Source organism: Erythrobacter sp. JB1-15 (assembly GCF_057365035.1).
In genome coordinates this window covers 2,643,071-2,661,611 of record NZ_CP200295.1, presented here as the reverse complement: position 1 = coordinate 2,661,611, position 18,541 = coordinate 2,643,071, and the positions used below count along the sequence as shown (strand labels likewise).

Sequence of the window (18,541 nt, the reverse complement as noted above, 5' to 3'; positions counted from 1 at the left end):
GGGAATCACAAACGGATTGGGGACTGACCGGAGAATGAAAATGCTGCGCCAAATGTCTCTATCCATCGCCCTTGTTTGCACGCCTTTGTGGGTGAGCGGTTGCACTGCACCTGCGATTGATCCCGAGCTGGAATCGCAGCTCAACGCCGCCCCGGCAAGCGACATTGCGGCGATGATTGAACCCGAAGCCGACAAGCTGGGCGTCACCGCGCTCAGCGTCACCGTTCTTGAAGACGGATCACCGCCCGAAACCTATTATTTTGGCAGAGCAAAAGCGGACGGGTTGATGCAGGTCGCCAGCCTTTCCAAAGCGGTGGCCGCTGCCGTCATCCTCACTTTGGCAGATCGGCAATCGGTGGGGCTTGATGATGATATACGCTCGCAGATTACCTCGCTTGATATAGCCGCGCTGGAAGGCGGGGACAGGCCGGTGACTTTGCGCCAATTGCTCTCGCACACAACCGGCGCATCGCAATCGGGTTATCCCGGATATCCGCGCGAAAGCGATCTGCCATCTGCCGCTGACATTATCTCCAACCCGCCGCGTATATTCGAAAGCGCTCTGGTGTTTGATGGGGAGCCGGGCGAGTTTCGCTATTCAGGCGGCGGGTATATGATCGCGCAGCTATGGGCAGAAGATGTCTCTGGCCAAAGCTTTGATGCGCTGGCGCAAGACATTTTGCTGGGTCCGCTTGGCCTAGACCAAAGCACATTTGCCCAGCCCATTGATGAAACTGCGATTGCACCGCTGGAAATTATCGGCGCGGATGCAGGCTTTGACATCCTCGATGGTGTGTTTGCCGCTGTTGAGGACAGCTGGCACGATTATCCCGAACAGGCCGCCGCAGGATTTTGGACCACATCTGAAGATTATGCGCGCTTTGTCACCGCGCTGATGGATGCCGCGTCGGGGGAGGAAAACGCTATTCCCTCTGCCATGGCCAAAGCGATGATTACGCCGCAGGTCACGCTTGAAAAGGGGCAGGCTTATGGTCTGGGAACGCAGCTTGTTCTGCATGATGATACCGGGACCAGCGGCGATGTCCGTTATGTCTCTCACAGCGGCGCGAACACCGGATATCGCGCGCTGTTTTCCACGCGGCCCGCATCGCCCGATCAGCCGCGCCGGATTGTCGTATCGATTGCCAATACGACCAGCGGAGCCGCTCTGAATGAAGCGATTGTGTTTGGGCTGACGGACAAGTGATACCATTGCAGGTGGGGGCGTGCGCATTTTCCTACGCTCAGGCAATGGGGTAAGGGACGGTCATGTTTGCTGTTTTCCCCATGCAATCTCTCGCCGTTTGTGGGCGATTTTGGGGAGAGTTTGGCTCTCCCGCGTTTTTATTCCCAGGACCGTGTAACATGCGGTCCATGTCTCGGCTAAGTCATTGGAATCGCACAAAGTTGCAAAAAGCGTCAAGCAAGACGCACGAAGGGGAGAATCAGCCATGAGTGAACCCGCATTAGAGACCATCCTCGAACCCGATCTGCCGATCATCGATCCGCATCATCACCTGTGGGACTTGCGCCCCATGATGCCCATGTTCCCCGAACCGCGCCACCGGTTCATCGAAACGCTGGTGCCAGCGGCCTACTACGCCTTCGATCAGTTCAACGATGAGGTTGCAGCAAGCGGTCACAACATCATCGCCACCGTCTTCATGGAATGCGGCGCGTTCTACAACGCATCCTATGGCGATGCGCTGAAACCGGTTGGCGAAGTTGAGTATGTGAACGGCGTGGCGGCGCAATCCGCCAGCGGCCTTTACGGTGATGCGCGACTGTGCGCCGGGATCATCGGCCATGCCGACCTGACGCGCGGCGCAGCGGCGGGCGACGTGCTCGATGCGCTGCAAGCTGCCTCGCCTGCCCGGTTCAAAGGGATACGCCATCAGGGCGCGTGGGATGCGGACCCCGAAGTGCTTGGCCCGCCCTTCCATGCCCCGCCCCAGCTTTACCGCGATCAGGCCTTCCGCGAAGGGTTTGGCGAGCTTGGCAAGCGCGGCCTGTCATTCGATGCGTGGATATTGGAACCGCAGATCAGCGATGTCACAGACCTTGCGCGCGCGTTTCCCGATACGCCTATCTGCCTTGACCATTGCGGCACTCCGCTGGGCAATGCGAGCTATGCTGGCAAGCTTTCAGAACGCTTCGATGTATGGCGCGATGCGATTGTGGAATTGGGCAAATGCGACAATGTGATGGTGAAGCTGGGAGGGCTAGCCATGCACAATTGCGCCATGCCCGAGGCTGGTCCGGCAGCAGGTGTAGGGTCAGAGGAGCTGGCGGCTTTGTGGAAGCCCTATATCGAAACCTGCATTGAAGCATTCGGGACAAACCGCGCGATGTTCGAAAGCAACTACCCCGTTGACCGGTGGGGCGCGAGCTATCCGGTGCTGTGGAATGCCTTCAAACGGATCACAGCCCACGCGAGCGCGGATGAGAAAGCGGCGCTTTATGCAGGCAATGCAAAGCGGTTCTATCACCTTCAACAGCTTGCGTAGTTGCTCATTGCAACCTAATTCGCTCGCAATTCATAGGAGATAACCTGCAATGCCTCTTCCCGCCCCGTTTGATCGCCTTCGCCTGCCCCTGATCGGATCGCCGCTGTTCATCGTATCAGGGCCAGAGCTGGTGATTGCGCAGTGCAAAGCCGGGATCATCGGAAGCTTCCCCGCGCTGAACGCTCGCCCGCAAAGCCTGCTGGATGAATGGCTGCACCAGATCACCGAAGAACTGGCCAAGCACAACCGCGAAAACCCTGACAAGCCTGCCGCACCCTATGCGGTGAACCAGATCGTCCACAAATCGAACGACCGCGTGATGGCAGACATGGCAACTTGCGAGAAATGGCAAGTGCCGATGGTCATCACATCGCTGGGCGCGCGCACCGAGATATTTGATGCTGTGCGCAATTGGGGCGGCATCACGATGCACGATGTCATCAACAACCGCTTTGCCAACAAGGCGATCGAGAAAGGCGCAGATGGGCTGATCCCTGTTGCCGCGGGGGCTGGCGGTCATGCCGGCACTTTGTCGCCCTTTGCTTTGATGCAGGAAATCCGCGAATGGTTTGACGGCCTCGTCGCGCTCTCAGGCTCCATCGCGCACGGTGCCTCGATCCTGTCAGCGCAAGGTATGCGCGCCGATTTCGCCTATGCCGGAAGCGCTTTCATCGCCACCGAAGAAGCCAATGCGGATCAAGCGTATAAGCAAGGCATTGTAGAGGGCGATGCGAGCGGGATTGTCTATTCCAACCTGTTCACAGGCGTGCACGGCAATTACCTGCGATCCTCGATTGAGAAAGCCGGTCTTGATCCTGACAACCTGCCAACCAGCGATCCATCGAAGATGAACTTTGGATCAGGCGGCAACACCAAAGCCAAAGCCTGGAAAGACATCTGGGGATCAGGCCAGGGCGTTGGCGCGGTGAAATGCGTCGGCACCGTCGAAGACATGGTCGCCCGCCTGGAACGCGAATATCACGAGGCGAAAGCCGGAATGATGGCGAATTCTGACTACACCGCGTGGGCCTCTGCCTAATTGGTCGTAACAGCGGTGGCCCCGTAAAGCGTGGCTGCCATGTCATCGAGTTCGGTAAAGTCAAAGCCTGTGCCAATCGGATCCCTGCGATTGAGCACAAGCCGATTGCGCATGCGGCTTTGTTCGCATTCGTTGATCAACCGTTTGCGCAGCGCGCGTTGCAGCCATTCGAGCCGGGTAATGGCGAAGGCATTGGCGGCTGCGCGATCATGCATGCATGCAGCAGACCATTCGCGTTCAATGCTGCCCATGCGGGCGATCACAACCTCGTTATACCGTTTATGCGGCCCCCGGTGCAAAGGCAGACCCGTGGCGGTTGAGCCCTGCTCGGTCGAGGGAAGCAATATCCCGTTTGCTCTAAAATCGTGAAAGCCGATGGAATTGCGACCAATTTCGTTCAACATACGGTCAAAACAATGCAGGTTGAGTAATTGTAGCGGTAAAAGATGATGGCACTGACTAGACGGTCTGTAATCAGGCTGGCCTCTACAATTTGCCTGCCGAAAAGGAATGGCGCTTCGCCTCCTTTTTCTATGACCTATGTTATAATAATGCCCCTGCAACCGATCTAAAGATGGTTGCACAGCAATGCTCGTGCGTTTCGTATGGCCCCTGTTCATTCATTAATCAGGCCACACTCTAATAAATTTTTGGTTACGAGAAGGTCGCATGATAAGTGGAGTTCTATCAGGACCAGTAATTCTTTCCGGTTCTTCAAGACCACCAATAAGTATCATTTGATTGATAAGTCTAACGCCGAGCCTGGTTGCTGCGACCTTGTCTTCGGATAAAGGAGGCTCAATCCTGATTTCTTGACCGACCCAAAAATCAAGACCAACACTTTGCAAAGCGCCATCCAGCGTTTCGCGAAATGCGGTGAGACCCAGTGCTGGAAATGCCCCGCCTTCGAGCCAAGCCGTTGAAATTGACTCGAAAAACCGGCGACCAATCGCGCTGCCCGATGGCGGCCATACGATGCCGACAATGTCATCGAACTGATGGATCATATCGCGCGCCAGCGCTGTCATGCCTTTAACAACCGGCATTGATGCCTGACCGCCCACCAAATGTTCCCCCGGGACAATCTGGACACTTTCCAAAACCGAAAGCGAACCGGTATCATCCAAGTCGAACCGATGTTCGATTGCAGGAATTTCACAGGCAAGACCCGGCGCCAGACCCGTTAAATCGAATGTCAGACCGTTATGCAGCAGCTCAACCCAAGCCGATTCGGTCGGCTGGACAACCTGTGGTTGCTCTTTTCTTTTGAGTGTTTCGCCATCTGTGGAAACCAGATGAAGTGATGATCCTTCGCAAGGATCATATGACATTGAGACAGCCCGTTGGCTTTTTGCAAAGTCACGAATGGCGAAGCGAGTGGGCCGTTTGCCACGGGCAAACAGCAGGTAAAGGCCTTCCGACGCAGCGTTTGGACTATCTGCGATACCAACTGCCCTTTCCTGTGTAGCGAGCGGCAATTCATTGACACATGCGGCTCCGTTGCGCGCACGTCTAGCGTGTCAATGTTAACATGTCACTCTCTCTCAAACAGGCACATACACTAAAATATGCCGTTGCGCAGTCCCTCAATTAGGCCTTCGCCCAAATCACGACAATTGTGTTCTACTTCCTCGCCCAAAGTTTTCGTGGCCAATATTTCTTCAGGCGTTTGCGCAGCAAAATTGACGATCATTTTTTCAGTCACTCTTTTCAACCGCCACCCCGTGACAATGCGCTCCAATTGGCGGTGCGCGCCTTCTCCATCTGACCCTGCAGCGATGACCGAGGTATAGGCGCGCCCCTCTAACTCCCCCAAAAGAGGGTAATAAAGCCGGTCAAACATCTCTTTCATCGCGCCGCTCATGCTGCCGAGATTTTCCGGACAGACGAATGCATATCCGCGCGCATCCAGCATATCGCGCGCGCTCACCATGTCCGCGCGCAGCAGCACAGCGCCGCCATCAGCGGCCCCCGCAATGGCGCGGGCCATCTGCTCGCTTGCCCCTGTGCGAGAGTGCCAGATCACTGCCAGAACGGGTTTGGTTACAGTGTTTTCATCCATACGCTTCGGCAAACCCGATGACCTGTCGATTGTCAAACCGCATGGCTGTCACCCCCTATAGCTTTGCTGTAGGTATGCCTGATGGCTGCACATTCCCTTTCCCATGTTCTTGGCGTCGATAAATCCTTTAATGGAAAGGCATGGCTGTGGCGCGGCGGGAATATGGAAGTTGGAGGCAGCGCGCATGGACTTGAAAAATCCATCGTTGAACAATTGCTGCTCACGCGCGGGGTCGAAGCCGATGATCTGGCGCGGCACGCATCGCCCACAATGCGCGCTTTTTTGCCCAACCCGTCCGAGTTTAACGATATGGATCAGGCAGCAAAGCGCATTGCGGACGCGGTCACTGCGAATGAGCAGATCACCATTTACGGCGATTATGATGTCGATGGCGCGACCAGCGCCGCTTTATTGGTTCAAGTGCTGCGCGACCTTGGCGCGGATGCGGGATATTACATTCCCGACCGCTTGCTCGAAGGGTATGGCCCCACAGGCGAAGCTTTGGTGAAACTCGCTGAGAGCGGCTCCACCTTAATCGTGACGGTTGATTGCGGCGCGATGGCGCACGAAGCGTTGACGATGGCGCGCGATGCAGGGGTGGATGTGATTGTGGTCGATCACCACAAATGCTCCGCCGATCTGCCGCCCACTGCCGCGCTTGTTAATCCCAATCGCCTCGATGAAAACGACCTTGCCGCATCGCATGGCCATTTGGCAGCCGTGGGCGTCGCGTTTCTGCTTGCGATAGCCCTGGTGCGGACATTGCGAGCGCAGGATTTCTTTGCCGGCCGCGATGAGCCTGATTTGATGGCTCTGCTTGATCTGGTCGCTTTGGGCACAGTTGCCGATGTCGCCGCATTGCATGGGCTGAACCGGGCGTTCGTATCGCAGGGGCTTAAAGTGCTTGCCCGGCGCGAACGGATCGGGATGGCAGCGCTGATGGATGCAAGCCGTTTGACGCGCAAACCGCAGGCCTCTGATCTGGGCTTTGCGCTTGGCCCCCGGATCAATGCGGGCGGGCGCATCGGCGAATCGACCCTTGGCGTGCGATTGCTCACAACGCAGGACCGCGAAGAGGCGAAAGAAATCGCGGAAAAGCTATCCCATCTCAACGAAGAACGCCGCGCCATCGAAGGCGAAGTGCAAGCCCAGGCCGAGGAACAATTGGCCCATCAGCACAATATGGCTGTCCACGTGCTGTCCGCCAGCGGATGGCATCCCGGCGTGATCGGCATTGTTGCAGGCCGGATAAAAGAGAAAACGGGCAAACCGTCGATTGTCATCGCGCTGGATCAAACCGAAGGCACGGGCAAAGGATCGGGCCGCTCCATCAGCGGAGTGGATCTTGGCGCTGCCATCATCGCCGCGCGCGAGGAAGGCTTGCTTGTCGCAGGCGGCGGTCATGCCATGGCGGCAGGACTGACCATTTCAGCCGAGGCAATCGGTAAGTTCACCGAATTTCTCGACACCCGACTTGCCCGCGATATTGACCGGGCGCGTGCGTCGATGGCGATGCAGCTTGACCTGTCGCTCGCACCCGGCGGGCTTACGCCTGAACTTGTCTCGACATTGGAAGAAGCCGGGCCATTTGGCGTTGGCTGGCCCGCCCCGCGCATCGCGGTTGGCCCTGTGCGCGTGATAAAGGCTGACATTGTGGGCAAGGATCATTTGCGCGTCATCGCCGCCGGACGCGATGGCAAATCGTTCAAGGCGATAGCCTTTCGCGCGGCCGAAACCGAAATGGCGCAAACCCTTATCCACCGCAGCAAAGGGCGCCAGTTTCACTTTGCTGGCCGCGTTAAGCGCGATGATTGGGGCAACCGTCCCGCAGCCGAACTGCACCTTGAAGATGCCGCCTTTGCCGATTGAGCGCGGCTGCACTTTTCCACGCCGCAGCATAAAAACTGACAGGCAGGGCTGCATGAGGGCTTGACCGTAATCGCCGACGCTCCTAGATGCGCGCTCTCGCGATTAGCGTGGCCCCTTCGTCTAGCGGTTAGGACGCGGCCCTTTCACGGCTGAAACACGGGTTCGATTCCCGTAGGGGTCACCACTTCGCTCTTCCCCATACAAATGGCGCAGAGCTGGCGGCGGCAGGCTCTCAGGTGCGGCTCTGGATAAAGGGCGCTTCCCCTTGCGCAAGCTTGGCGATAAAGCGCGCCCATGGGTTTTGGACAATCACTTCCATTTGCCGGTATCACTTTGGCGCTTGTCACAGTCGCAGCCATTATTGCGCTGGATGTTGACCCGGTCATTGCCATTGCGGTTTTGGCGGTGTGGATCGGATCGCTTTTGGTCGCCGCTGGCCGTCCGCCCGAACCGCCTGCGGTTGTGATTGAAAAGCCGTTCTCAATTGAATCGATGCGCGCATTGTTTGAAAATTCGTCCACTCCCGTCCTTGTTACAGATCGCAACACCATCGCGGTGGCCAATCGCAGCGCGCGCAGAATGCTGGGCCAGCACATTATCGGCCAGGACGCGCGCGTCGCCTTTCGCCAGCCTGAGGCGATTTCCTTGCTGGCAAAAAACATCAACGGACAGGCCATTGTGCGCGGTTTGGTGCGCCGTCAGGATATCTGGCAAGTCAATCGCCACGGCATCGATCAGAACCTCGCTGTGATCGAGCTAATCAACCAGACCGCAGAAGCCGACCTCAGCCGCGCGCACACCGATTTCGTTGCCAATGCGAGCCACGAATTGCGCACGCCGCTCGCTGCCATTTTGGGCTATGTCGAAACGCTGAATGAAACCGCTGACAGCCTTGATACCGCTACATCGAAGAAATTCCTGACCACGATTGAACGCGAAGCCCAGCGGCTGCAATCGCTGATTAGCGATCTGATGAGCCTGTCACGGGTTGAAGCTGAAAAGCATGACGCACCGAGCGAAGAACTGGCTTTGGGAAAACTGGTGGAACGCGCGGCGCGCGATGCCGCAGGATCAGAGCGGTTTGACCGCGTGGTTTTGCAGATCGATCGCAATGCGCAAATCCACGGCGATCGCGGCCAATTGGAACAAGTGGTGCGCAATCTGGTCGACAATGCGCTCAAATATGGCACGCCCGATACGCCTGTCACAGTTGTTTTGGACCGCGCGCCCGATGGTCAGGCGCGGCTTTGTGTGAGCGATGAAGGCGACGGCATCGCGCCTGAACATATCCCTCATCTGACCCGGCGGTTTTACCGCACCGATCCCGGCCGCAGCCGCGCATCGGGCGGAACCGGGCTGGGCCTTGCGATTGTGAAACACATTGTGGAGCGGCACCGGGGCCGGCTCGACATTGAAAGCAAAGTCGACAAGGGAACGCGCATCACGGTGCGGCTGCCTGTTATCGAGAGCGAGAATCAAGGCGGCGGCGACGGTCAGACTGCCGCGCCAGAACCGCAAGAAACGCAGTGGACATGACGTTGTCTTATTTCCTCAACATGAAACGGCCATGGCAGCGGCTTGGTCTTGCCAGAATCGCATGCGGGCAAGGCCGCAAACCGGGGAACTCACACTAAACCATGTCGCCGATTACGCTTATCCTGATTGCCATCGGGCTTGGCCTTGCAGGCTGGCTTGCCGGGCGCGCCAAGGCGTGGAGCTTTCAAAAGGCGAGCCCTGATACGCGGCCCGTTGCCCGGCCCGTCTATCACGCCTGGTATGTTGCGGTGTGGATCGTCATCCCCGTGCTGGCCTTTGTTGCGCTGTGGTCGTTTGTCGCCCCGCAGCTGATCACGCAAAGCGTTCTTGCCAGTCCGGGAGCGCAAAATCTCCCATCCTTCGGATTTGAACGCGATGCCTGGCTGTCAGAAGCCCGCGCGGTCGCCAGCGGCAATGCGCCCGGCGTGTTCAATGATGGCGCGGAGGCACTGGTCGAACCCTTTCGTGAGGCGATCGGGCGGTACAACTGGATTGGCATTGTGATCACTTTGCTGATTGGATTTGGCGGCGGCGCGTTTGCATTCCTGCGCATCCGCCCCGATTTCCGCGCCCGCACACGGGTAGAGCGCACCGTTATGGTGGTGCTGCTGCTGGCCTCGCTCGTCGCGATCCTGACCACATTTGGCATCTTTGCCAGCCTCGTATTTGAAACGGTCCGCTTTTTCGGGATGGTATCGCCTGCCGATTTCCTGTTCGGCACATTCTGGTCGCCCGATCCGATGAGCAATCCTGAAAACCCCGATGGCTCCCGCTATGGCGCGATTCCGCTGTTTTGGGGCACGATCTTTATCGGCGCGATCATCGCGATGATTGTCGCGATCCCGCTGGGTTTGATGAGCGCGATTTATCTCACCCAATATGCCGATCCCCGATTGCGCGCCTGGGTCAAACCTGCGCTGGAAATTCTCGCCGGTGTGCCCACGGTCGTTTACGGCTATTTCGCCGCGCTGACTGTGGCCCCTGCCATCCGCGATGCAGCGCTTGCGCTTGGCATGACGAATGCCTCCACCGAAAGCGCGCTGGCAGCGGGCGTTGTGATGGGGGTGATGATTATCCCCTTCGTCTCCTCAATGGCTGACGATTCCATTGCAGCCGTGCCAAGCGCGATGCGCGATGGTTCCTATGCGATGGGCGCGACCAAATCGGAAACGATCCGCAAAGTGCTGTTCCCCGCCGCCCTGCCCGGCATTGTCGCAGGGATCATGCTGGCGGTAAGCCGCGCGATTGGAGAGACCATGATCGTGGTGATGGCCGCGTCCACCGCTGCCAATCTGAGCGCCAATCCGCTGGAACGCATGACGACCGTGACTGTGCAAATCGTCAAAATGCTCACCGGCGAAGGCAGCTTTGATCACCCCGCCACATTGAGCGCCTTTGCGCTGGGCTTTGTCCTGTTTCTGGTGACACTGGCACTCAACTTTATCGCCTTGCGCGTCGTCAAACGGTTCCGGGAGGCTTACGAGTAAGATGGCTACTATCCCTGCAGACACCGCTGATCTGACCCCCGACCTCACTCGCCCTACCCGCACGCCCGCTTTTGAAAAGCGGCTCGCCAAACGGTACCGGTCGGAACGCAATTTTAAACTGATGGGACAAGGCGCGATCCTGTTCTCTGTTGCAGTGCTGATCTTCCTGCTCGGCAATATGCTGGTCAATGGCATTGGCGGGTTTCAGCGCGCCGAACTGACCGTGCCAATCAACTTTCCCGAAAGCGGTGTGACCGGCGATGAAGTGTCGCTGACCGCCCCAAGCGCGGTGCAGACACTGGAAATGCAAGGCCTGCCCGATGTCGTGGAATTCTACGCCAGCGAAGCCATGGGCGAAGCGGCTGCCGAGCAATTGAGCCGCGATGCCTGGCGCGATGTGGCCGCCGCGCTCGCCGCTGATCCCAGCCTGATAGAGCGTTCGCAAACCTTCAATCTGCCCGCTTCATCTGATCTGGCTGCAGGGCTTGCCGGCGAAGGATCGCCTGAAATGCAGGCGCTCGCGAGCCAGCTTGCAAGCGAGGGCAAATTGGCGGAAAACTGGGATTGGGCTTTCCTGTCGCGATCTGATGCGACCAGCCCGCAGCAGGTCGGTATCTGGGGCGCGCTCAAGGGATCAATCCTGACGATGATCGTCACTTTGATGCTCGCTTTTCCCATTGGTGTATTGTCGGCGCTTTACCTCGAAGAATACGCGCCCAAAAACCGCTGGACCGATCTGATCGAGGTGTCGATCAACAATCTTGCGGCGGTTCCCTCAATCATATTTGGCCTTTTGGGCCTTGCGGTATTTCTGGCGATCTTTCCCAATCTGCGTTCAGCGCCGCTGATCGGCGGGATGACTTTGGCGCTGATGACGATGCCCGTCATTGTGATTTCGGGCCGCAACGCGATCAAAGCTGTGCCCCCTTCGATCCGCGATGGCGCGCTGGCGGTTGGAGCATCGCCCATTCAAGTCGTGTTCCACCATGTCCTGCCGCTCGCCATGCCCGGAATGCTGACCGGCACGATCATCGGCATGGCCCGCGCGCTGGGCGAAACCGCACCGCTTTTGATGATCGGGATGCGCGCTTTTGTCGCCACTCCGCCTGACAGCTTCTCATCGCCCGCCACCGTTTTGCCCGTGCAGATCTTCCTGTGGTCAGACGAGATTGACCGCGGCTTTGTCGAACGCACCAGCGCTGCGATCATCGTCCTTTTGCTGTTCCTGCTCGCCATGAACGGCCTTGCCATTTACCTCCGCAACAAATTTGAGAAAACCTGGTGACAGTCATTCACGACAATATGGAAGACACCGCCGCGAAAATGCGCGCGCGTAATGTCTCTGTCTATTACGGCGATAAGAAAGCCATCGATGAGGTTTCGATCGATGTCTCTCCCGATTACGTCACCGCGTTTATCGGCCCATCGGGCTGCGGCAAGTCGACGTTTCTGCGGTGCTTTAACCGCATGAACGATACGATTTCGGTCGCAAGGGTGACGGGCAATATCGAATTGGAAGGCGAAAACATCCTCGATGATACGATGGATGTCGTGCAATTGCGCGCACGCGTTGGGATGGTTTTTCAAAAGCCCAATCCGTTTCCCAAATCGATTTATGAAAACATCGCCTACGGCCCCAAAATCCACGGCCTTGCGGAGAAAAAGCCCGATCTTGATGTGATCGTCGAAAAATCACTCACGCGCGCGGGTTTGTGGGACGAGGTGAAGGAGAGGCTGGAGGATTCCGGCACGGCTCTCTCAGGCGGTCAGCAGCAGCGTTTGTGCATTGCGCGCGCGATTGCGGTTGATCCCGAAGTGATCCTGATGGACGAACCCGCATCGGCGCTTGACCCTATTGCCACGGCAAAGATCGAGGAACTGATCGATGAATTGTCGGGCCGCTATGCCATCGTCATCGTCACCCATTCCATGCAACAAGCCGCGCGGGTCAGCCAGCGCACTGCCTTTTTCCACCTTGGCAAAATGGTCGAATACGGGCCAACCTCCGATATCTTCACCAACCCCATCGAAGAACGGACCAAGGATTACATCACAGGACGCTACGGCTGATGGCCGATCATACAGTCAAAGCTTTCGATGAAGACATCACCCGGCTGCGCGGCTTGATTGCGGAAATGGGCGGCCTCGCCGAAGTTGCCATTCAGGAAGCGCTCGAAGCGATGATCCGGGGCGATGAAGAATTGGGCGACCGGGTGGTTGCGCGCGACAAGAAAATCGACGCGCTGGAAAGCGAAGTGGACCGCCTTGCCGTGCGCATCATCGCTTTGCGCGCGCCTATGGCGGATGACCTGCGCGAGGTGATTGCAGCGCTGAAAATTGGCGGCGTGGTCGAACGGATCGGCGATTATTCCAAAAATATCGCCAAACGCGTTGGCATGATCGAAGGGCGCGACCGGTTCGAACCGCTCACTTTGCTGCCCGCCATGGGCGAACTCGCCAGTGAAATGGTGCACGATGTCCTCACCGCATACGCCGCGCGCGATCCTGGTCTGGCGCGCGAAGTGATTGCAACCGATGCCAAGGTTGATGCCTTTTACAACAGCATTTTCCGCAATCTCGTCAGCCACATGGTCGAAAACCCGGCGACAATCTCAAGCGCGGCGCAATTGCTTTTCGTTGCGCGCAATCTGGAACGGATCGGCGATCATGCCACCAATGTTGCTGAAATGGTGCATTTTGCTGCAACCGGCGAATATCCGCCCGAGGAAGATCGCTGAGCCGCAATGGGCTCAATCGGCGCAGGCTGCGGGACGGGTGTGGAAAACTTGGGCGCTCTTATTTCATCAAATTGTAGCCGTAATGAAACATCACACCATGGGTCTTGTCTGATCGAGACATAGGAGCTGCGAAGATTATGTCCGCTGCCAAATTGCTGCTGGTCGAAGATGACCCGGCCTTGTCCGAATTGCTCGAATACCGTTTTCAGAACGAGGGGTATAATGTCCGCTGCACCAGCGACGGGGATGAAGCTATGGTGCTGGCAAGCGAGGATGTACCCGATCTCATCATCCTTGACTGGATGATCGAAGGCACCAGCGGGATCGAGGTTTGCCGCCGCCTGCGCCGCGACAAGGAAACCGCCCATGTTCCCATCATCATGCTGACCGCGCGCGAGGCAGAGGATGACCGGGTGCGAGGCCTGGAAACGGGCGCGGATGATTACCTCACCAAACCGTTCAGCCCGCGCGAACTTTTGGCCCGTGTCGCTGCCGTGATGCGGCGCATTCGCCCGGCATTGGCTGGCGAAACGATAGAGGTTGGCGATATCCGCCTTGATCCGGTGGCGCACAAAGTTCAGCGGCGCGGGCGTTCGCTCCAATTGGGGCCGACCGAATACCGCCTGCTCAAATTCTTCATGGAAAGCCCCGGCCGCGTGTTCAGCCGCGGCCAATTGCTGGATGGGGTATGGGGCACAGGATCGGATATCGAATTGCGCACCGTCGACGTTCATATCCGCCGGCTGCGCAAAGCGATTGGCGTGGACGGGGTGAAAGACCCCATTCGCACCGTGCGCTCTGCCGGCTATGCCCTAGAAGCGACCTAGGCAGGCGACCTGAGCTCTAGCGGCAAACGCTGACCCAGCGCGCATCCTGATCGAGGTGGAAGTGATCGGCATGCGCGGCGTTGTAATCGGGCGATAAAACGGTTGCGTAAACTCCGCAGGCATCATCGCGGATCTGGCGCAGAAAACGCGCCTCATCCCCCTCCCCGTCCCATCCGCCAAGCAGAGTGATCCGCCGCCCATCGGCCAGCACAAAAGCGGATATGTCGATTGCGTTCGCAGTGGCGTGCTGGCTCCACCCCGCACCTGATCCGGCCCCGCGCATTCTGCGGCAATTATACGCGCCCAGATGCTCCATCCGTACAAGCTCGCTGCCCAGAATATCGCGCGCGGCAGGCTCAACCGACCGTGCTTTCCACATGGCAAGCGCGGCGGCGACCGGGCAAGTGACAGCGGGCGTGTCCGGAGCCAGCGGAAAACCAGTTAGCTGCGTGCGATCAGGGCGCGCACATGGCCCCTCGCCCACAGGCTCCAGCGCTTCAAACGCGATATCGCTGCGGGTCAGAACCGCGCGGCATTCCGGCGTATCATCGCGCATCGCGACCAGCTTTCGCGCGGTCGCCATGCCAACCGGATCGTTGAGATTAAGCGGCGCCCAAGGATTGTGCTCAGGATGCGCGGCGAGCCAGCTCCACCCCGCAAAGATGATAAGCCCCGCAATCGCCAGCAGTATCAAACGGCTTTCGGTGCGAAAGCGCGGCTTTGCTGTGGCTTTTCGGCGCTTTGGACGGGGTTTGGGCATGAGTGCCTTTAATGGAAATCGCGCGATTTGGGCAAGATACGATGATTGCGCGGATGGCCTTTCACATTGGGCGCCAAAGCAGAAAGCGCGCCGTCTGCCAAACCGCCGGGCAATGCATCAATATCCTCGCGCACACGCACGGCGTCTCGCCCCGCTGGCATTTTGCGGCCCTGTAAAGGCGCGGTCACATGATCCGCGCGCGCGGTAGGCGCGTTCAGCATGTCATCGGAAAGACCATACAAAGACGGCGTCGCATCGGTCATATGCTGCGCGATCACATGGATCACCTCATCATCATATTCGACCCGCCCGCGCACTTCCATCAGCCGAGCGCCCATCACAACCTTGCGCTGTTTCTCTTTCAGATCGGGCCACACCACCAGATTGATAACGCCCGTCTCATCCTCCAGCGTGATAAAGCACACGCCCTTAGCGCTGCCCGGACGTTGACGGATCAGAACCACGCCTGCGACCTGCACCATGGAGCGAAATTTGCGATTGCGCAGATCACACGCACGCACAAAGCCGCGATCCCCAAGGCTCGCGCGCAGAAACGCCATCGGATGCGCTTTCAGGCTGAGCCGGGTTGTCTGATAATCGGCCACGACTTCTTCGGATAAAGGCATAACGGGCAGCTGGGTGGGAGATGTCTCTGCCCCCTCATCGCGTTCATCCGCCGCGCGGAACAGCGGCAGATCAGGCCCCGCAATCAGGCTGCGCGCATCCCACAAGGCCTGCCTTCGCGTCAGGCTGAGCGAGGTAAAGCAATCTGCACTGGCAAGCCGTTCGATATGCGCAGGCGACAATCCGGCGCGCTCTTTCAATTCGGCCACATCGCGGTAAGGGCCGCGCTCCTCTCGCTCGGCAATCAACTGGGCGGCGATATGTTCGGGCAGACCGTCTATTTGCCTAAGGCCCAGACGCAGGGCGATGGGGGTATCTTGCTGGCCTTTGTCTTGCGGCTCGCTATCGCTCGCTGCCCCATGATCTTCTGGGCCACCCGCGCCCTCCACCCTTCCACCCGGATTGTGTCCCGGTAGGCTCCGGGTGGAAGGGTGGAGGGCGCGGGTGGCTGCGGTCAAGGGACGCGCGGATGCGTGTCCCGCACGCGGCTCAAGCGTGCAATCCCACATCGACCCGTTCACATCCGCTGGCAGCACTTCCACCCCGTGTTCGCGCGCATCGCGCACGATTTGGGCAGGCGCGTAAAAGCCCATGGGCTGCGAGTTCAGCAGGCCGCACGCAAAGGCTGCGGGGAAATGGCATTTCAGCCAGCTCGACACATAGACCAGATGCGCAAACGATGCCGCGTGGCTTTCGGGAAAGCCGTATTCGCCAAAGCCCCTGATCTGATTAAAGCACCGTTCGGCAAAATCGGGATCATAGCCGCGCGCCACCATCCGCCCCACCATCATATCCTGCAATTCATCCACCATCCCGCGCGATCGAAATGTCGCCATCGCTTTGCGCAGCCGGTTGGCCTCGCGCGAGGAAAATTTGGCCGCATCCAGCGCAATCTTCATCGCCTGTTCCTGAAAAATCGGCACACCCAAAGTGCGCTCCAAAATGCTGGAAAGTTCATCAGGCGGGCCATGCTGGGGCGAAGGCGCGGGGATTTGCACCTGCTCTGCACCCCGGCGGCGTTTCAGATAGGGATGCACCATATCGCCCTGGATCGGGCCGGGCCGCACAATCGCCACCTGGATCACCAGATCGTAAAACACGCGCGGGCGCAGGCGGGGCAGCATGTTCATCTGCGCGCGGCTTTCCACCTGAAACACACCCAGAGAATCGCCTTTGCGCAGCATCGCATAGGTTTCCGGATCTTCGCGTGGAACGCTGGCGAGCGTCAAAGCGCGGCCATGATGCACCTCAAGCAGATCGAGGCATTTCTTGATGCAAGTCAGCATGCCCAGTGCCAGCACATCAACCTTTAGAATGCCCAGCGCTTCGATATCATCCTTGTCCCATTCGATAAAAGACCGATCCGGCATCGCGCCATTGCCAATCGGCACCGTTTCGGTGAGCGGGTTTTGCGTGAGGATAAATCCGCCAACATGCTGCGATAAATGGCGCGGCATCCCGATCATCTGCTCGGTCAATTTGAGCACGCGGCGAAGATGCGGATCATCCAGCTTCAAGCCGATATCCTCGACATGCGCTTCGCCAATTTCGCGGCCATGCCCGCCCCACACCGTGCGAGCGAGCGCGCTGGTCACATCTTCGGACAGGCCCATCGCTTTGCCCACTTCGCGGATCGCCATGCGCGGGCGGTAATGGATGACCGTTGCCGTCAGCCCGGCGCGGTGGCGGCCATATTTGGCATAGATATACTGGATCACCTCTTCGCGCCGTTCATGCTCAAAATCGACATCAATATCGGGCGGTTCCTTGCGTTCTTCAGAGATAAACCGATCAAACAGCAATTGGTGTTTGGCAGGGTCCACGCTGGTGATTTCAAGGCAATAGCAAACGGCTGAATTCGCCGCAGACCCGCGCCCCTGGCACAGAATGGGCGGATCAACTTGCCGGGCGAAATCGACAATATCCTTGATCGTGAGGAAATAGCGCGCAAGATCCAGTTTCTCGATCAAGGCCAATTCGCGCTTCAGCGTTTCGCGCACCGTTTCGGGCACTCCTTCGGGATAACGCCGCGCTGCCCCTGCCCATGTTTCGCTGACCAGATATTGCTGCGGCGATTGATCGTTCGGATATATCTCCTCGGGATATTCATAACGCAGTTCATCCAGCGAAAAATCGCACGCATCAGCCACTTCGCGCGACGCCCGGATGGCATCGGGCCACCGGGCAAACAGGCGCTGCATTTCCTGCGGCGATTTAAGGTGACGCTCGCCATTTGCGTTCAGTTTCAGGCCTGCTTCTGCCACGGTTGTCTTATTGGCAATCGCTGTCATCACATCTTGCAAAGGGCGGCGTTCGGGCGCGTGGTAATGCACATCATTGGTGGCCAGCAGGCGCAGATCATACGCTGCGGCCATGCCCGCCAGATAGTCAATCCGGGCGGTATCATCGCCGCGGTACAAATAGCTGGCGGCAAGATGGCGCAAGGTCGGCAGCCCGGTGGTCAGATGCACCAGCAGATCGGGCAAAGCGCCTGTTATTGTGTCCTGCGTGACCGTGCCTTGCGCACCCTCCCCCTCCAGCGAGGTGGCATTGCTGGCAAAAGCAGCCCCTCCAAAAGCAGGACCGGCAAAAGCAGGAATCGTAAAGCGCGCGCTCAGATCATCAGGCGGCAGCGCGATCAGCTGCACATCCTCGCTATGGCGGGCCAGCATGGACAGGCTCACCGCGCACACGCCTTTATCCTGCCACTCCCCCTCCAGCGTGCGCATTCGCCCTTCGCTGATAAGCTGGCACAGCCGCCCATAAGCGGCCCGGTTGCGCGGATAGGCAAGGAAAGCCAGCCCCTCGACCGTTTCAATCCGGGTGCCGATCACCGGGCGCAATTTGAGCGTCTTTGCCTCAGTATGCACGCGCACTACGCCTGCAAAGCTGTTGGCATCGGCCACTGCAACCGCATCATAGCCAAGCGCACGCGCGGTCATAACCAGGTCAACCGCATCAGATGCCCCGCGCAGAAAGCTAAAGCAGCTCACCACGCCAAGTTCGACAAACGGCGCGCGCGCTGGCGGCTCGATCAGGTCAGGATCCAGATCAAGCGTGCGTTTGTCAGGGGTAAGCGGCGTGTCAGGCAT

General features: G+C 58.4%; 15 protein-coding genes and 1 tRNA gene. 11 read left to right on the top strand and 5 right to left on the bottom strand.

The window, feature by feature from the left end; translation table 11 throughout:
• Positions 1-52: 52 nt before the first annotated feature.
• The 3 genes from AC0V6L_RS12830 (at position 53) to AC0V6L_RS12820 (ending at position 3,546) form a co-directional block, all read left to right on the top strand.
• Entirely contained in the window at positions 53-1,207 is a 1,155-nt protein-coding gene (locus AC0V6L_RS12830) for a serine hydrolase domain-containing protein (RefSeq protein WP_486154581.1), read from the top strand.
• A 244-nt stretch (positions 1,208-1,451) separates the two neighbouring features.
• The gene (locus tag AC0V6L_RS12825) at positions 1,452-2,507 is read left to right on the top strand and encodes an amidohydrolase family protein (protein WP_486154580.1); all 1,056 of its coding nucleotides are present in this window, start codon (positions 1,452-1,454) and stop codon (positions 2,505-2,507) included.
• 49 nt (positions 2,508-2,556) lie between these two features.
• Entirely contained in the window at positions 2,557-3,546 is a 990-nt protein-coding gene (locus AC0V6L_RS12820) for an NAD(P)H-dependent flavin oxidoreductase (protein WP_486154579.1), read from the top strand.
• Here AC0V6L_RS12820 and AC0V6L_RS12815 read toward each other — a convergent pair.
• The 3 genes from AC0V6L_RS12815 to AC0V6L_RS12805 form a co-directional block, all read right to left on the bottom strand.
• Positions 3,543-4,166, bottom strand: a complete 624-nt coding sequence (locus AC0V6L_RS12815; RefSeq protein ID WP_486154577.1) for an AHH domain-containing protein — start codon at positions 4,164-4,166, stop codon at positions 3,543-3,545. The two genes, AC0V6L_RS12820 and AC0V6L_RS12815, sit on opposite strands and share 4 nt — an antisense overlap.
• Positions 4,167-4,169: 3 nt before the next feature.
• Positions 4,170-4,877: a hypothetical protein gene (locus AC0V6L_RS12810; RefSeq protein ID WP_486154576.1), complete on the bottom strand. Its 708-nt coding sequence runs from the start codon at positions 4,875-4,877 to the stop codon at positions 4,170-4,172.
• 230 nt (positions 4,878-5,107) lie between these two features.
• Positions 5,108-5,608 (bottom strand): flavodoxin family protein, encoded by a 501-nt coding sequence (locus AC0V6L_RS12805; RefSeq protein WP_486154575.1) that lies wholly within the window; start codon positions 5,606-5,608, stop codon positions 5,108-5,110.
• 81 nt (positions 5,609-5,689) lie between these two features.
• Here AC0V6L_RS12805 and recJ point away from each other — a divergent pair, with 81 nt between their 5' ends.
• From recJ to phoB, 8 genes are all read left to right on the top strand, one after another.
• Entirely contained in the window at positions 5,690-7,477 is a 1,788-nt protein-coding gene (gene recJ, locus AC0V6L_RS12800; RefSeq protein WP_486154574.1) for a single-stranded-DNA-specific exonuclease RecJ, read from the top strand.
• Between the two features lie 109 nt (positions 7,478-7,586).
• Positions 7,587-7,661 (top strand) — tRNA-Glu (locus AC0V6L_RS12795).
• Positions 7,662-7,771: 110 nt separating this feature from the next.
• Positions 7,772-9,013 carry an ATP-binding protein gene (locus tag AC0V6L_RS12790; RefSeq protein WP_486154573.1) on the top strand — a complete coding sequence of 414 codons (1,242 nt, stop codon included), beginning with the start codon at positions 7,772-7,774 and terminating at the stop codon, positions 9,011-9,013.
• Positions 9,014-9,114: 101 nt separating this feature from the next.
• Positions 9,115-10,500: a phosphate ABC transporter permease subunit PstC gene (pstC, locus tag AC0V6L_RS12785; RefSeq protein WP_486151334.1), complete on the top strand. Its 1,386-nt coding sequence runs from the start codon at positions 9,115-9,117 to the stop codon at positions 10,498-10,500.
• Position 10,501: 1 nt separating this feature from the next.
• A complete protein-coding gene (gene pstA / locus AC0V6L_RS12780) occupies positions 10,502-11,785 on the top strand; it encodes a phosphate ABC transporter permease PstA (RefSeq protein WP_486154572.1) in 1,284 nt (427 codons plus the stop codon).
• A gap of 17 nt (positions 11,786-11,802) precedes the next feature.
• Positions 11,803-12,570, top strand: a complete 768-nt coding sequence (pstB, locus tag AC0V6L_RS12775) for a phosphate ABC transporter ATP-binding protein PstB (RefSeq protein WP_486155144.1) — start codon at positions 11,803-11,805, stop codon at positions 12,568-12,570.
• Positions 12,570-13,238, top strand: coding sequence for a phosphate signaling complex protein PhoU (phoU, locus tag AC0V6L_RS12770; RefSeq protein ID WP_486151330.1), 669 nt, complete (start codon positions 12,570-12,572; stop codon positions 13,236-13,238). The genes pstB and phoU overlap by 1 nt, the downstream gene beginning before the upstream one ends.
• Positions 13,239-13,375: 137 nt before the next feature.
• A complete protein-coding gene (gene phoB / locus AC0V6L_RS12765) occupies positions 13,376-14,065 on the top strand; it encodes a phosphate regulon transcriptional regulator PhoB (RefSeq protein WP_486151328.1) in 690 nt (229 codons plus the stop codon).
• A gap of 16 nt (positions 14,066-14,081) precedes the next feature.
• On the opposite strand, the gene AC0V6L_RS12760 is transcribed toward phoB, so the two are convergent.
• Together AC0V6L_RS12760 and AC0V6L_RS12755 are read right to left on the bottom strand one after the other, a co-directional pair.
• Entirely contained in the window at positions 14,082-14,825 is a 744-nt protein-coding gene (locus tag AC0V6L_RS12760; RefSeq protein ID WP_486154571.1) for an extensin-like domain-containing protein, read from the bottom strand.
• Positions 14,826-14,833: 8 nt separating this feature from the next.
• Positions 14,834-18,541: an error-prone DNA polymerase gene (locus tag AC0V6L_RS12755; RefSeq protein WP_486154570.1), complete on the bottom strand. Its 3,708-nt coding sequence runs from the start codon at positions 18,539-18,541 to the stop codon at positions 14,834-14,836.

Excerpts from the sequence above, each read along its gene's own strand:
- AC0V6L_RS12830 (WP_486154581.1), top strand. The coding sequence starts at position 53 with ATGTCTCTATCCATCGCCCTTGTTTGCACGCCTTTGTGGGTGAGCGGT.
- AC0V6L_RS12825 (WP_486154580.1), top strand. The coding sequence starts at position 1,452 with ATGAGTGAACCCGCATTAGAGACCATCCTCGAACCCGATCTGCCGATC.
- AC0V6L_RS12820 (WP_486154579.1), top strand. The coding sequence starts at position 2,557 with ATGCCTCTTCCCGCCCCGTTTGATCGCCTTCGCCTGCCCCTGATCGGA.
- AC0V6L_RS12815 (WP_486154577.1), bottom strand. The coding sequence starts at position 4,166 with ATGAACAGGGGCCATACGAAACGCACGAGCATTGCTGTGCAACCATCT.
- AC0V6L_RS12810 (WP_486154576.1), bottom strand. The coding sequence starts at position 4,877 with ATGTCATATGATCCTTGCGAAGGATCATCACTTCATCTGGTTTCCACA.
- AC0V6L_RS12805 (WP_486154575.1), bottom strand. The coding sequence starts at position 5,608 with ATGGATGAAAACACTGTAACCAAACCCGTTCTGGCAGTGATCTGGCAC.
- recJ (WP_486154574.1), top strand. The coding sequence starts at position 5,690 with ATGGCTGCACATTCCCTTTCCCATGTTCTTGGCGTCGATAAATCCTTT.
- AC0V6L_RS12790 (WP_486154573.1), top strand. The coding sequence starts at position 7,772 with ATGGGTTTTGGACAATCACTTCCATTTGCCGGTATCACTTTGGCGCTT.
- pstC (WP_486151334.1), top strand. The coding sequence starts at position 9,115 with ATGTCGCCGATTACGCTTATCCTGATTGCCATCGGGCTTGGCCTTGCA.
- pstA (WP_486154572.1), top strand. The coding sequence starts at position 10,502 with ATGGCTACTATCCCTGCAGACACCGCTGATCTGACCCCCGACCTCACT.
- pstB (WP_486155144.1), top strand. The coding sequence starts at position 11,803 with ATGGAAGACACCGCCGCGAAAATGCGCGCGCGTAATGTCTCTGTCTAT.
- phoU (WP_486151330.1), top strand. The coding sequence starts at position 12,570 with ATGGCCGATCATACAGTCAAAGCTTTCGATGAAGACATCACCCGGCTG.
- phoB (WP_486151328.1), top strand. The coding sequence starts at position 13,376 with ATGTCCGCTGCCAAATTGCTGCTGGTCGAAGATGACCCGGCCTTGTCC.
- AC0V6L_RS12760 (WP_486154571.1), bottom strand. The coding sequence starts at position 14,825 with ATGCCCAAACCCCGTCCAAAGCGCCGAAAAGCCACAGCAAAGCCGCGC.
- AC0V6L_RS12755 (WP_486154570.1), bottom strand. The coding sequence starts at position 18,541 with ATGCCTGACACGCCGCTTACCCCTGACAAACGCACGCTTGATCTGGAT.